A 13,747-nucleotide genomic window follows, 5' to 3' on the forward strand; every position below is an offset into this window, starting at 1 on the left:
ATGCTATAAGATTTACTTATAAGTGAATTAATCAATATTATATATAGCCTTCACAATTATGTGATCCTTGTTCGGATATTACCTCATCTATGCAAATAATCGCATGGCATATTGTGCTTAATATAGGCGGGTACGACGCCTTATTCAATGATTTATTCGTCTAATGGGAGAGAAATTTTCCTTATTTTAGTGTTTTCGGGGCTTGAATAGACTGCTTACTCCCAACCGAGGCTGTCATGGGTATCCAAGTCAAACATCTGCTGGTCGGTTTAATCACACTCCTGATGGTCGCCATTGCGGGCCAGGGCGGCATGGCGCTCATGCAATTGCAGACCGTGAACGCGAATGCGGTCGATCTGGCCGAAAGTTGGCTGCCGAGCGTGCGCGGACTGGGGGACATCAAATATAGGATCACCCGCCTTCGCCTGCTCGATGCACGGTACGTGTCCTTGCTGGAACCCACGTCCGAGTTGGATGCCCTGTCCGTCAAGCGTCTGAAAGACGTCGAGGTCGCCGCCAGGAGCTATGAGCCTTTCATCACCAGCGCGGATGAAAAAGCGCTCTATGAGACGTTCAAGTCGAATTGGTCGACCTATTTGACGATGCGCGCGAATCTCGTGGCCCTGGTCGCAGGCCGGGAGCAGGCTCCGCTGATCCAGAATTTCTCCGCTTCTCGGGTGCCATTCGAGAAAGCCCTGGGCGCCATCGACCAGAACAGCGAACTCAACACGCAGGGCGGCAACAAGGCGCAGACCGAAGCAGGCAGGACTTACCGTCAAGCCCTTTGGGTGAGCAGCTTGCTCTGCATCGCCGTCCTCCTCTGCGGTCTCGGCGCGATCGTCTTCGTCATCGGCGGCGTCACCAAACCCATCACCGGATTGATTGGCCGGATGCGCACGCTCGCCGATGGCGACCTGGAGACCCAGATCCCCTATCTCGGCCGGAAGAACGAGATCGGTGCCATCGCAGCCGCGGTCGAGGCGTCACGGGACAATCTCCTCCGCACCCGCCAACTCGAAGCGGAGACGGCGCATGCGCGCCTGGCCGCCGAGGAGCAGCGCAAGACCGGCATGCGCCAGATGGCCGATGCCTTCGAGACGGCCGTCGGCGGCATCATCGGCTCGGTGTCGTCCTCTGCGACGGAGTTGCAGGCGATGGCGCAGCAATTGACCTCGACGGCCTCTCAGACGGCCGGCCAGTCGGCCACCGTGGCGGCTGCGGCCGAGGAGGCGGCGGCCAACGTGAACACTGTCGCGTCGGCGGCCGAGGAGCTGGGCGTGTCGGTGCAGGAGATCAGCCGTCAGGTCTCGGGTTCGTCCGACCTCGCCCAGCGGACGGTGGGCGAGGCCGACCGAACCGCCGCGCTCGTTCAGGAATTGAGCGATGCCGTGGCGCGGATCGGCGATGTGGTGCAGCTGATCTCGACCATCGCGGGCCAGACCAATCTGCTCGCCCTGAACGCCACCATCGAGGCGGCCCGGGCCGGCGAGGCCGGGCGCGGCTTCGCCGTGGTGGCGTCGGAGGTGAAGGAGCTGGCCAACCAGACCGCCCGCGCCACCAGCGAGATCAGCGAGCAGATCAGTCGGATACAGGGGGCTACGGGGCAGGCCGTCGATGCCATTGGCTCGATCACGACGCGCATCAAAGAGATCAACATGGTGGCAACGACCATCGCCTCCGCGGTGGAACAGCAGGGCGCGGCCACGCAGGAGATCGTTCCCAACGTGGCAGAGGCCTCGACCGGTACGTCCGAAGTGACGAGCAACATTTCCGGCGTGGCACAAGCCTCTCAGGAAGCGAAGGCCGCTGCCAACCAGGTGCTCGGCTCGGCCTCCGAGCTGTCCCGTCAGTCCGAATATCTCTCGGCAGAGGTTCAGCGCTTCCTATCAACCGTGCGAGCTGCTTGACCCGACGATCCATCGGCTTGCACCAATCTGAATATCGATCTTCGTATCCTCATGGCTCTCGAAAGAGTGCCACGAGGGTACGATTATCTCAGATGTCTTCATGAGCCGCCTCTCAGTCGAGCTGCCTGTTTGAGCATGCGGCAGACGAAGGCGACGACGTTGAGATCGGCGGACATGCCGGGATAGCGCTCGTGATCCCTGACGAGGCGGCGGAAGCGCGTCGCCCAGGCGAAGGAGCGCTCCACGACCCGGCGTCGCGGCGAAAGAACGAAGCCGTGCTTGGTCTCCGGGAGTTTGACGACCTCCAAGTCGATGCCGTGCGTGCGCGGTCTTTGCCGGCTTCTCGCCGGTGTAGCCCTGGGCGACATAGGCCAGGGTGACGCTGTCCCCGGCGACGGTCTGCACGGCCTCGGCCAAATGCCCGACCCGGGTACGGTCGTCCGCACGGCGGGGGTGACGTGCGGGGCCGGGAGGTGGCCTAGGGTGTCGACGGTCCGATGAACTTTCGGGCCCTCTTTGCGCTTGGTGCCGTCGTAGCCGGCCCGCTCACCGCTCTCGGGCGTCGAGCGAAGGGTCCGACCGTCGAGGATCGCCGCGCTCGGCTCAGGAGAACGCCCGGAGGCCAGACAATCTGTGCTGGGCCTGCCGTAGGCGGGACTCCAGGGAGGGAGAGCATGGGGCATCCACCGCCACGACGCGCCTGTCTCAACGATTGAGCGCAGTCCATCGAATGCCGCGCGACGCGAAGACTCACGCGGTCGCGCATCCTCACTCAGCAGCGTCAGATAGGACGCGACCCGCGACCATTCATCAACGGAAACGAAGGACGAGTAGGCTTGGCGCGAAGAGGTCATGCCTCCTCACCTGGTTTTCCATCGCCATCGGTCCATCATAGCCGGTCGATCGACGCGCGGCCGCGGCCCGGGCGGCACAGATCGTGAACTACAATCCCACGACCTTGCGCAGCATCGGCTGAGGCTGCGTGGCCAAGCCCGGCCGTGCCGCGCTTGGCGCCTGGCCATAGAGCCCGCGATGCTGCGGGTGCGGCACGAGCCGGTCGGTGAGCCCGATCACGGTTTCGGCCGCGCCGAGAAGGACGACGCCGTCCGGGGTCAGGCTGGAGCTGAGACGTCCCAAAACGTCGCCCTTCGTCGGCGCGTCGAAATAGATCAGCACGTTGCGGCAGTAGATGATGTCGAACGCTCCGAGCGATTCGAACGGATGCAGCAGGTTCAGCGGGCGGTAATCCACCATCTGGCGCAGGCTGGCGGAGATGCGCCACTGATCGCCCACCTGCTCGAAATGCTTGAGCAGGGATTGTACCGGCAGGCCGCGCTGCACCTCGAAATGGCTGTAGAGGCCGGCCTTGGCCTTATCCAGCACCTCGGTCGAGAGGTCGGTGGCGACGATATCCACCTGCCAGCCGGCAAGGCGCGGTGCCGCGTCCTGGATCAGCATGGCCAGGGAATACGGCTCCTGGCCCGTGGACGCCGCCGCGCACCAGATCCGAAGGCGGCGCTGGCTCGCGCGCCGAACCAGGGCTTCCGGCAACAGCACGTCCCGGAACAGATCGAAGGGCACGCGGTCCCGGAAGAAGAAGGTCTCGTTGGTGGTCATCGCCTCGACCACCGCGCGTTCCAGGCTCGGGTCACGCGGGGACTTCAGCGCGTTGACCAGATCGTGGAGGGTCGCGAGGGTGAAGCGCCGGCAGACGGGCGTGAGCCGGCTCTCGATGAGGTAGCGCTTCTCGGCACTGAGAGCGAGGCCCGACCGCGTCTTCAGGTAGTTGCGCAGGAAGTCGAATTCGAGATCGGTCATGCGCCATGCCCCGTCAGGAGGTTGCGGAGTGCCGGGCCGATCTCGCCGAGCGGTAGCACGGCCTGGGCGAGGCCGGCCTTGGCGACGCTGCCCGGCATGCCCCAGACGGTGCTGGTCGCCTCGTCCTGGGCGAGCACGGCCGCCCCCGCCTCCGTCAGCGAGCGAGAGCCGTTGGTGCCGTCGGACCCCATTCCGGTGAGGATCACCGCGAGGGCCGCCGATCCGTAGAGGGCTGCGGCGTCGTGGAACAGCACGTCCACCGCCGGGCGGCAGAAATTCACCACCGGCCCATCGTCGAGGCGGATGGAGAGGTCGTTCCGGCTGCCCTGCAGGCCCATATGGCGGCCGCCCGGGGCGACGTAGATTCGGCCCGGCACGATACGCTCGTCGGGCTTGCCCTCCGCCGCCGGAATACCGGTCCTGGCACCGAGATGCTCGGCGAAGACCGCCGTGAAGACCGGTGGCATGTGCTGGACGATCAGGACCGGAAACTGCCGCAGGGTCGCGGTTCCGATCTTCTCGAGCACCTCGCCGACGGCGCGCGGGCCGCCGGTGGACGAGCCGATGAGCAGGCAGCGCGGCGGGATTCCCGTTCGGGTTTTCGGGCGCAGGACGAAGGGCGTCGCCGGCCGTTGGGCCGGTGCCGGGGCACTCTGGACCGCTCCGACAGGGGCTGGCGCGGCATGGGGCCGCCGCCGGGCGCGGGCCGCTCCGAACACGCGGACCCGCTCGATCAATTCGGCGCGGAACGTATCCGAGGTGGTGACGCCGCGATTGCTTTCCGGCTTGGCGAGGTAATCGACGGCGCCGAGGGCGAGGCATCGCAGGGAGATGTCGGCGTTGCGCGTCGTCAGCGTCGACATCATCACGACCTGGACACCAGGACTCTTGGCGAGAATCAGAGGCAGGGCCTGCGTCCCGTCGAGTTCCGGCATGTCGATGTCGAGAAGCACGACATCGGGATCGGTGCGCGACATGGATTCCAGCGCGATCCGGCCATTCGAGGCCGTCGCCACCACCTCGAACCCGGCTTCGCCGATCCACCGGGCCACGAGGCCGCGAACCACGGCGGAATCATCGGCGATCATGACCCGCACGCGAGCGGCGTTGCTCGCGGCGCCCCCGGTATGCGGAGCGAAGGCGGGGGCGGAGGCGGCAGCGGCCATGGAACTCTACGCTTCGTCGGGACGACGGGAAAACCTCAGCGACGATGGGGCGGGACTGGAACCCCCCTGTCTCCGGGTTAGGCGGCGTCGGCCTGCTGGCCGAATCCAACCTGTTCGAGCTTGGCCGTGACGATGTCGCGGTCGAACGGCTTCATGATGTACTCGTCGGCGCCGGCATGCAGTGCCCGTGCGATGGCACCGACGTCGTTCTCGGTGGTGCAGAACAGCACCTTCGGCGCCAGGCCTCCGGGTGTCTGGCGCAGGACCCGGAGGAACTCGTAGCCGTCCATGGTCGGCATGTTCCAGTCGAGCAGGATCACGTCGGGCATCGCTTCGACGCAGGCCGTCAGGGCCTTGGCGCCGTCCTCGGCCTCCCCGACCTTGAAGTTCATGGACTCGAGGATACGCCGCGCGACTTTCCGGATGACGGCGGAATCATCGACGATGAGGCAGTTCTTCATGGGGCTGTCCTCGATCTGGATGGTCAAGCGGCACCGGCGACGTCGAGTTTCGTTCCGAAGGCGAGCAGCGCGTCGACATCGAGGATGACGAGAAGTCTTCCATCGAGCCGGTGCACCCCGAGGGAGAGATTGCGCCAGCGGGAATCGAGGTTGATCGGCACCGGCTCATGCGTCTCCGCTCCGAGCTTCAGCACTTCGCCGACACCATCGACCACGAGGGCGAAGGTTTCGCCACCCTGTTCGAGGCCGATCGCCATCTTCTGGCTGTCGTCGGCACGGTCGGCGAGACCGAGACGGCGGCGCAGGCACAGGGCCGTGACCACGCGTCCGCGCAGGTTGAGGAGGCCGACGATCTCCATCGGCGCCAGCGGGACGGGCGTCACGCCGGCGGGAATGAAGACGTCGTGGACCCGGTCGATCGCGAGGCCGAACATTGTGTCGGCGACGAAGACCGTGATGAAGTCGGTGGTGGCGCCGGAATCGACGCCTTTGTTGCTGTTGGCGGCCTGCATCATGGCTCAGATTCTCCGATTCTGTTCGAAGGCCGTGTTCAGGCGGCTTTGGGAAGGCTGACGATGTCGATTTCGCTCAGGGCCGAGATCAGCCCGCTGCGGTCGAACTTCGCCACCAGATCGAGGATCGAAAGCGACCGGGCGCGCTCGATGGCATCGACGCCCACCGTGCCGGAGAGGCCGATGACCGGGAGCTGCGAGACCCGCTCGTCGCCCTTCCGCATGGCGGCGACCAGGTCGAAGCCGTTGCGGCCCGGCATTTCCAGGTCGCACACCACCACGTCGATCCGGCTGTTGTTCACCAGGGTGGTGAGAGCGGCTTCCGCGCTTCCGGCGGTGATCACGTTGTAGCCGGCGGCCTTGAGGACCGGGCTCAGCATGTCGCGGAAGAAGGCGGAATCGTCGACCAGGAGCAGCGTCGCGCTGCGCTTCTCCGGCTTGTGCGCGCCCCGCGCCCAGTCGTCATAGGCGAGCGGCAGGAAGTGGGCGATGTTGATGATTTCGGTGGCGCGGCCGCGCAGGACCGCCGAACCGATGAGGTCCGAACGCTCGGCCGCGATCTCCACGTCGAGGCGCTCCTCGACGATGTCGATGATCTCGTCCACGACCAGGCCCATGGCCCGTTCGCCGTCCGAGAACACCACCAGCGCCTGCGTGCCTTCGCTCCTGATCTCGATCGATTGATCGGCCGGGACCAGCGGCATGAGCCGGCCACGGTACTGGATGAGCGGGCGTCCGCCGACCCACTCGATCTTGTTGGCTTCGATCTCCTCGAGCCGTGTCACGAGCGAGAGCGGCACCGCCTTGAAGCTGCCTCCGCCGCCCTTGAATACCAGCAGCGTCGCCTTTGCGTCGGCGGCATCGGTCTCCTCCGGCTCGGCATCCACCGGGATGACGCCGGTTTGCGTGCCCTGGCTGACCTGGCGGGCGATGCCGTTCGGATCGACGATCAGGACCACGGCACCGTCACCGAGAATGGTGTTGCCGGCGAAGAGCGGCAGATGGCGCAGCTTCGACGACATCGGCTTCACGACGATTTCTTCCGTGTGGAAGACCTCGTCCACGAGGATGCCGAAACGCTGGCGTCCGACCTGGGCGACGACGACGAAGCCGGAATCGATGCTATCGGCGTTCTCCTGCTGCCCGAGCACCCCGGTCAGGGTGACGATCGGGAGAAGGCGCTCGCGCAGGCGCAGCACTGGCGAGCCGTTGATGCGCTCGACCTTCTGGGCCGTGGCCTTGTCGACGCGCACGAGTTCCAGCACCGCAACCTGCGGCACGGCGTAGCGAAGGTCGCCGGCCTTGACGATGAGGGCGGCGATGATCGCCAGCGTGAGCGGGATCTTGATGGTGAAGGTAGTGCCGCGGCCGAGCTGCGTGTTGATGTCGATGACGCCGCCGATCAGCTCGATATTGGTCTTCACCACATCCATGCCGACGCCGCGGCCGGACACCGAGGTGACCGCCTTCGCCGTCGAGAAGCCGGGATGGAAGATGAACTTCGCCACCTGGGCGTCGGTCATCTTGTCGATCTCGGACTGGCTCGCGACGTTGCGCTCCACGGCCTTGCGGCGGATGGCGGCGAGATCGAGGCCCTTGCCGTCATCGGCGATCTCGATCGTGATCGTTCCGCCCTCGTGATAGGCGGCGAGGCGGATCGTGCCACGGGCCGGCTTGCCCGCCGCTTTCCGGTCGGCGGTGGATTCGATCCCGTGGTCGGCCGAATTGCGCACCATGTGGGTGAGCGGGTCCTTGATGACCTCGAGCACCTGACGGTCGAGTTCGGTCTCGGCGCCGCTCATGATGAGCTCGATCTGCTTGCCGAGTTCCGACGACAGGTCGCGAACCACGCGCGGCAGCTTCTGCCAGGCATTGCCGATCGGCTGCATGCGCGTCTTCATGACGCCTTCCTGCAGCTCGGCCGTCACATGGCTGAGGCGCTGCAGGGGAACCTTGTAGGTGGAATCGTCGTGGCGACGGGCGATCTCGAGGAGCTGGTTGCGGGTCAGCACCAGCTCGGACACCATCGTCATGAGGTGTTCGAGCGTGTCCACGTTGACGCGGATGCTCTGGACCTTCGAGGCTCCGCCCTCGGATTCCCCGGAGGGAGCGTCCGACCCGTTCTTCCGGTTGGCGCCCTTCGAGGACGAATCCTCGGCCAGCGACGCAGGTTCGAACTCGGGAGCGGTGAATTCGGGCTGCTTCGGTTCGGCCATGGCGACGGGGGCCGGCTCGAGGGGGAGCGGCTCCGACAGGTCGGGGCCTTCGGCTTCGAGGAAGGCGCGCTCCAGATCGTCGAGGGAGACTTCGCCGGGCTTGAGCTCACGCACGACGGGGTCGGGGAGCTTTGTCTCGACCACGGCGGCCGGCGCCACGAACGGGGCGGCCGACATGGCGTCGAGGGCATTGATCAGGTCGTCGTCGTTTCCGGCCGGCTCGGTGCCGGCGATCTCGAGATCGCCGAGGATCTGCTTGAGCCGGTCCAGCGTCACGAGGATCAGGCTGACGGCGGGGCTGCTCACCGGCATTCCGTCGCGGAACTGGCCCATCAGCGTCTCGGCTGCATGCGCCAGCGCTTCCAGGCGCGGAAGGCCGAGGAAGCCGCACGTGCCCTTGATCGTGTGGACGAGGCGGAAAATGTTCCGCAGGATCGTCTGGTTGTTGGGGTCCTGCTCGAAGCGGACGAGTTCGGCGTCCACCGTGTCGAGATGCTCTGCGCTCTCGGTCAGAAACTCACGCAGCAAGTCATCCATTAGAGGCACTCGGTCCAGACGCGCACTAGGTTTGTGCGAAGTCCACCTTGAGGCCGACAGGTTAGTGAAGAGTTTCGAGAGAGAGACAAATCCACAAGTCGCGGCAGGATTTGATTGAGTCCTGCCGCGACAGTCGGGCCCGTGATCAGGCGAGCGAGGTTTCGGGGGGCTCGCTGTCGGAGGGGCGGGTATCCTCGACCGGGGCAGCGGCGGGGGGCGAGGCCGGCGCGACGGCGGCTGCCACGGGCTCCGCGCTGATCGTCACTTCGTCGCCTTCGATCCCGAAGCGCACGTTCATCGCGGCGACGCGGGCGACGAGGCCCGCATAGAACGGCAGGATGCTGTGTGCGTCCACCGCGCCGTTCTCCGGCGTTCCCGCGATCAGATCCTCCACATGCGCCGGGATGCGGGCATGCGACCCCTTCGACCTGATGACGATGGAGGGAGCCTCGCCGTCGCCGCTCACGACGACGTCGATGCGGCCGCCGCGCGGGATCGTGGTGGTGGCGATCATCACGAGGTTGAGCAGGAGCTTGACCTTGTTCTTCGGATAGAGCGCCTGCGGCGCGCTCCAGGTCAGCTTGGGTCTTCTCGTCGCCGAACATCCCGCGGGAGACCTTCTCGGCATCGGCGAGGTCGATCGAGGCGCCCGCCGATCCGGCGGCGCCGAAGGCGATGCGGGCGAATTGCAGCCGCGCCGAGGCCTGTTTCGCGCTCTTGCTGATGAGTTCGAGGGCGAATTCCCGCATCGAGGTGTCGCTCTCGTCCTCCAGGACTTCGAGCCCGTTCACGATGGCGCCGACGGGGCTGATCACATCGTGGCAGACGCGCGAGCACAGCAGCGCGGAGAGATCGAGGGAATCGAGATCGACGGGGGTCATCGTGCTCTCCGCACAGGGCAATGAATGGGCCGCCGATGCGGCCGGTCCGTCGGCTCCGAGAGATGAAACCGACTGGGTGCGGCACCGATAGACGGCACAGCATGCTTTGAAAAGCGACGCGACGAGTGCGTAGGACGCTTTGAAGCCAACTCTAGAGTCGACAAGGCGCGGCTCGCAAGGCAAGACTTTCCCATGCCCCTCGATCCGCGGATGCGCGACAGCATCGCGACGACATTGACCGACATCGCCTGCGAAGCGGGCGACATCCTCCGACGACATCATGGTGGCGATTGCGCACACGTGATCAAGCCGGACGGGACCCCTTCGAGCGTCGCCGATATCGCCTCCGAAAAGCTGATCATCGAAGCGCTGAAGCAGCGTTATCCGACGATCCCGATCGTTTCCGAGGAGTCCACTCACGACCTGCCGCCGGCCGACCTGTTCTTTCTGGTCGATCCATTGGACGGCACGCGCGATTTTCTCGCGGGAAACCCGGATTACAGCGTCAATATCTGCCTGATCGAAGGAAACAGGCCGGTGGCCTCGGCCGTGGCCGGTCCGGGTATCGGCCGCGTCTGGGGGGCCGGCGTCACCGCGTTCGAGGCGGTGATCCATCGCGGGCGACCGACGGGTCGGAATGCGATCCGGGTCAGGAAAGTACCGGAGGACGGGCTCGTGGCCCTGGTCAGCCGCCGCCACGGCGACACCGAGACGGAGGCCTGTCTCGCCGGCCTTCCCATCGGTCAGAGGCGGGGCGTGGCCTCGGCCCTGAAATTTTGCCTCATCGCCTCGGGCGAGGCCGATATCTATGTCCGCTGCGGCCCGACCATGGAGTGGGACACGGCCGCCGGAGATCATGTGCTGACCACGGCCGGCGGCAGGGTCGTCGTGCCCTCCGGGCGCGAGATCACCTACGGCCATTACCGCATCTTCTACCGTAACGGCCCTTTCGCAGCCCTTGGGGATCCAAGCTATACCAGCCGTCTCGGACTGCCCGATCGGGGGCCCAACCTGAATACGATCCGGGAAGGGCACACCGCGCGGCCCTGACCGGGGCGCCCGTGTCAGCGGGTCACGCCGTCCTCCGTGAGCGACTTCAGGCTCGGCCACGTCTCTTCCGCCACCCCTATGATGGCGGGAGACGCCACGACCTTCGCGCGATGTTCAGAGTTGCGGAACAGGTAGAGCGCATCCCCCGTCGGACCGGGCAGGATCGCGAAGACCAGCGGGTCCGTATCGACGATCCGGCCATCGACGATCCCGATCGGATCGTAGCCGCCGAGACGCGGTGCGTAGACCGACGGCGCATCCCGGAACGCCGCGAGATTGCTCGCCTTCGAAAAGCGCCAGGTCCGGTTCTTCCAGACCCATTCGTAGGTGGCTTTGCCGGCGACCGGCTGGCCTTCGGGGTCGAGGAAGTAGCTCACCGCGTCGAAACCGTTGAGGGCGATCAGCCCCTGCCCCGCCGAGGCGCTTCGAGGTGCGGCGAGGCACGACGCCAACGCGACCCCTCCGAAGTTACGCCGCGTTAACCCTATCATGCGGTACTTCATGCTCGACTCGGCGCGACGCAAGCTCGTCTCTCCGCTCGTCCCGGACCGGATAGACCCATTCGGCAGAATGTGGGTGATCGGGACGGATGTCGAACCATTGATGGGCGAACATGGAGCTCCGGATGACAGATCCTTCGAATCCCCTCTCCGCATCCGCCGAGCCCTCGCCGCTCATCACCCGTCGGCGCGTTCTGAGCCTCGGCGTGGCAGCCGCCGCGCTGTCGATCGCCGCGTCCGTCGCCCCGGCTCTGGCCTTCGACGAGCCGCCCCCCGGCCGTTTTCGTCCGGCCGAGATCGTGGATAACGGGCATAAGTTCTTCGGCTCAATGTCGCGCGGCCTCGCCCTCACCGTCGAGGAAGCGACCCGCCGCTGGGGCGAGCCCAACGGCTACATCCTCGGGCAGGAAGCCTCCGGCGCCATCGTCGGCGGCGTCCGCTACGGCGAAGGCACACTCTATACCCGCAATGCCGGGCAGCGCCGGATCTACTGGCAGGGACCGTCCATCGGGTTCGATGTCGGCGGCGACGGCGACCGCACGATGATGCTCCTCTACAACATGCCCTCGGTCTCCGGCCTCTACCGGCGCTTTGCCGGGGTCGACGGCTCGGCCTATTTCATCGGCGGGTTCGGGATGACCGCCGTCACGAATGACGGGATGGTGGTGGTGCCGATCCGGACCGGTGTCGGCGCGCGCCTCGGGATCAATGTCGGCTACCTGAAGTTCACGTCGAAGCCGACTTGGAACCCGTTCTGATCCGGTTCGCCCGGCTCGGTCGGCGGCGGCTTATTCCAAGCCGTTCAAAGGATTGGTCTCGCACGGGGGAAATGGTTTAAAGACGTTCATGCTGAGGTCTGTCGGCTCGCGAATCTGGCCTATGCAAGCCTGCGGCGGCGTGCCAACGCGAGCCTGCTTAGACCGTTGAAATCTCGCAGGTTTCAAAGCGCAGAACCGGTGACCACTTTTGCGAAACCTGCTTAGGAAGAGCATCCCCGCGTGATCGAAACCGTGATGATCTTCGCGCTCGGCTTCCTTGCGGCGAGCCTCTGCGCCCTCATGGTCCTGCCGGCCGTGAACGCCCGGGCGATCCGTCTCTCCAAGCGTCGGCTCGAAGGGCTCGTCCCCCTCTCCGCCTCCGAGATCGCCGCCGAAAAGGATTTCCTGCGCGCGCGTTTCGCCGTCACCCAGCGTCGTCTTGAACGGAAGGTGGAAGCCGCACGCGCGAGCCGCCATTCGGATATGGCTGCCATCGGAGCGCGGACCCTCGAGATCGCCGCCCTGGCTCGAAATGTGGAGGAGCGGGATGCCACCCTCGCATCCACGAGAGCGACCCTCGACGGCGTCGAACGCGACCTCGCCACCGCGCGCGCGGAAGGAACCCTCAGCCTCGCCACGCTCGAAGTCCTGGAGAACGCCCATCGCGATCTCATCGACGATCTCCATGCGCTACGCAGCCCAGTGGCATCGTCGGAGACCGTGGAAGGAGACACCGCCAGCGACGAACCCGCGCCGGATCTCCAAGCCCGCTACGTAGCGCTTCTGGAGGAATGCGAGGCGCTGCGAGCGGCAAAGGTGCCGCAGGCCAACGTGCAGCAAGACCAAGAGATCGCCGTTCTTCGCCAGCGTATCGTCGAGGTGGCGGATTCGCTGCTGAGGCAGAACCGGCTTCCGTCCGTCGATGTTTTTCCCATGCCCGGCGCGCAGGCCGGCCCTGTTCCCTTGAAACAGGCCGAACGGGTCTGATCAGCCGCCGAAGCCTGACAGGCTTGTTGCAGGTCATGGAAGCTGTGGCGTAGAAGCCGCGTTGTTCATGGGATGACCACCGGCGTGCCTTGTTTCGACCATGCATAGGCATCATCGGGTTCGTCACATCTCCACTGTCTGAGACGGATCTCGTTCCCTATGGCATTCAAGTCGACTTCGCTTGCCCTCGCTCTCGCCACCATGGCCATGTTCTCGTCGGCGGCGGCTTTCGCTCAAGCCGCTCCCCAGACGAAGCGGGGCAACGAGACGTTGAAGAAGTATTGCACCGGCGATTACCTCACCTATTGCGGGAACCTCTCTCCCGATGATCCGGCGGTGGACAAGTGCTTCCAGACCAACTGGACCAAGCTGTCCGAGAATTGCCGCCGCGCGATCGACGCCTACGAGAAGACGGGCGGCAAGAAGGGCTGACCAGCCCGGCTGACACGAAGGTTTGATCCCCTTCCCTGAGGCCTCCGGGCCTCAGGCTGCACAAAGCGTGGCCGTTGCGCTCGCATCGGCGAGCGGCAGCGGCTATGATGCCGCCGCCTGAGGTGCCGGACCCGCGTTGATGTTGTTTCGTTCCCGACTGACGTTGCTCCTCGCTGTGGGCTGCGTGGCCCTCGCCGGTTCCGGCTGCGGCCGGCGCGGTGCCCTGCAGGCCCCTGATACGCGAGCACCGGTGCAATCCTCCGGGATCGGCCTCGGAGCGTCGCCGGTGGCGGATGCGACCGCGGTGGCCGATGGCGACGACCTCGACCCGACTGCTATTTCCGGTACGCCCCAGGCGATCTTCGAGGCTCCCGTACAGACCTCGAGGGGCGTCAAGCGCGGCTATACCGTCCCCAAACAGCCCTTCATTCTCGATCCGCTCCTCTAGATTGACGCGGGCCTGACGTCCGTCCCGACGGGGCTATGTCGGGCGTGCCGTCTTCTGTCAGGTTCGCGTTTCGG

12 protein-coding genes and 2 pseudogenes are annotated in these 13,747 nt (G+C 65.6%); 6 read left to right on the forward strand and 8 right to left on the reverse strand.

What is annotated here, in order from left to right; translation table 11 throughout:
• Positions 1-236 precede the first annotated feature (236 nt).
• Positions 237-1,907 carry a methyl-accepting chemotaxis protein gene (locus ACYQML_RS22510; protein ID WP_461234093.1) on the forward strand — a complete coding sequence of 557 codons (1,671 nt, stop codon included), beginning with the start codon at positions 237-239 and terminating at the stop codon, positions 1,905-1,907.
• Between the two features lie 98 nt (positions 1,908-2,005).
• Here ACYQML_RS22510 and ACYQML_RS22515 read toward each other — a convergent pair.
• The 7 genes and pseudogenes from ACYQML_RS22515 to chpT all read right to left on the reverse strand — a co-directional run bounded on the left by ACYQML_RS22515 (position 2,006) and on the right by chpT (position 9,498).
• Positions 2,006-2,761, reverse strand: a pseudogene (locus ACYQML_RS22515) (transposase).
• An 88-nt stretch (positions 2,762-2,849) separates the two neighbouring features.
• Positions 2,850-3,725: a CheR family methyltransferase gene (locus ACYQML_RS22520; protein ID WP_461222763.1), complete on the reverse strand. Its 876-nt coding sequence runs from the start codon at positions 3,723-3,725 to the stop codon at positions 2,850-2,852.
• Positions 3,722-4,891, reverse strand: a complete 1,170-nt coding sequence (locus tag ACYQML_RS22525) for a protein-glutamate methylesterase/protein-glutamine glutaminase (RefSeq protein WP_461222762.1) — start codon at positions 4,889-4,891, stop codon at positions 3,722-3,724. Before ACYQML_RS22525 ends, ACYQML_RS22520 begins: the two co-directional genes overlap by 4 nt.
• Positions 4,892-4,968: 77 nt before the next feature.
• Positions 4,969-5,352, reverse strand: coding sequence for a response regulator (locus ACYQML_RS22530; RefSeq protein WP_056425005.1), 384 nt, complete (start codon positions 5,350-5,352; stop codon positions 4,969-4,971).
• Between the two features lie 23 nt (positions 5,353-5,375).
• Entirely contained in the window at positions 5,376-5,864 is a 489-nt protein-coding gene (locus tag ACYQML_RS22535; RefSeq protein ID WP_056425002.1) for a chemotaxis protein CheW, read from the reverse strand.
• A 38-nt stretch (positions 5,865-5,902) separates the two neighbouring features.
• Entirely contained in the window at positions 5,903-8,617 is a 2,715-nt protein-coding gene (locus tag ACYQML_RS22540) for a hybrid sensor histidine kinase/response regulator (protein ID WP_461222761.1), read from the reverse strand.
• Positions 8,618-8,762: 145 nt separating this feature from the next.
• Positions 8,763-9,498, reverse strand: a pseudogene (chpT, locus tag ACYQML_RS22545) (histidine phosphotransferase ChpT).
• Positions 9,499-9,690: 192 nt separating this feature from the next.
• Between chpT and ACYQML_RS22550 the strand changes: the two are divergent.
• Positions 9,691-10,548, forward strand: a complete 858-nt coding sequence (locus tag ACYQML_RS22550; protein WP_056424893.1) for a 3'(2'),5'-bisphosphate nucleotidase CysQ family protein — start codon at positions 9,691-9,693, stop codon at positions 10,546-10,548.
• A gap of 14 nt (positions 10,549-10,562) precedes the next feature.
• Here ACYQML_RS22550 and ACYQML_RS22555 read toward each other — a convergent pair whose 3' ends face one another.
• Entirely contained in the window at positions 10,563-11,000 is a 438-nt protein-coding gene (locus ACYQML_RS22555) for a YHS domain-containing (seleno)protein (protein WP_419952263.1), read from the reverse strand.
• 173 nt (positions 11,001-11,173) lie between these two features.
• On the opposite strand from ACYQML_RS22555, the gene ACYQML_RS22560 reads away from it, so the two are divergent.
• The 4 genes from ACYQML_RS22560 (at position 11,174) to ACYQML_RS22575 (ending at position 13,673) form a co-directional block, all read left to right on the forward strand.
• The gene (locus tag ACYQML_RS22560) at positions 11,174-11,806 is read left to right on the forward strand and encodes a DUF1134 domain-containing protein (protein WP_419952264.1); all 633 of its coding nucleotides are present in this window, start codon (positions 11,174-11,176) and stop codon (positions 11,804-11,806) included.
• A gap of 240 nt (positions 11,807-12,046) precedes the next feature.
• Positions 12,047-12,793: a hypothetical protein gene (locus ACYQML_RS22565; protein WP_461222760.1), complete on the forward strand. Its 747-nt coding sequence runs from the start codon at positions 12,047-12,049 to the stop codon at positions 12,791-12,793.
• Between the two features lie 159 nt (positions 12,794-12,952).
• Positions 12,953-13,225 (forward strand): 3',5'-cyclic-nucleotide phosphodiesterase, encoded by a 273-nt coding sequence (locus ACYQML_RS22570; protein ID WP_311274901.1) that lies wholly within the window; start codon positions 12,953-12,955, stop codon positions 13,223-13,225.
• 139 nt (positions 13,226-13,364) lie between these two features.
• A complete protein-coding gene (locus ACYQML_RS22575) occupies positions 13,365-13,673 on the forward strand; it encodes a hypothetical protein (protein ID WP_056424881.1) in 309 nt (102 codons plus the stop codon).
• Positions 13,674-13,747: the final 74 nt, after the last annotated feature.

The sequence above is a fragment of the Methylobacterium sp. CM6244 genome, from assembly GCF_054817885.1.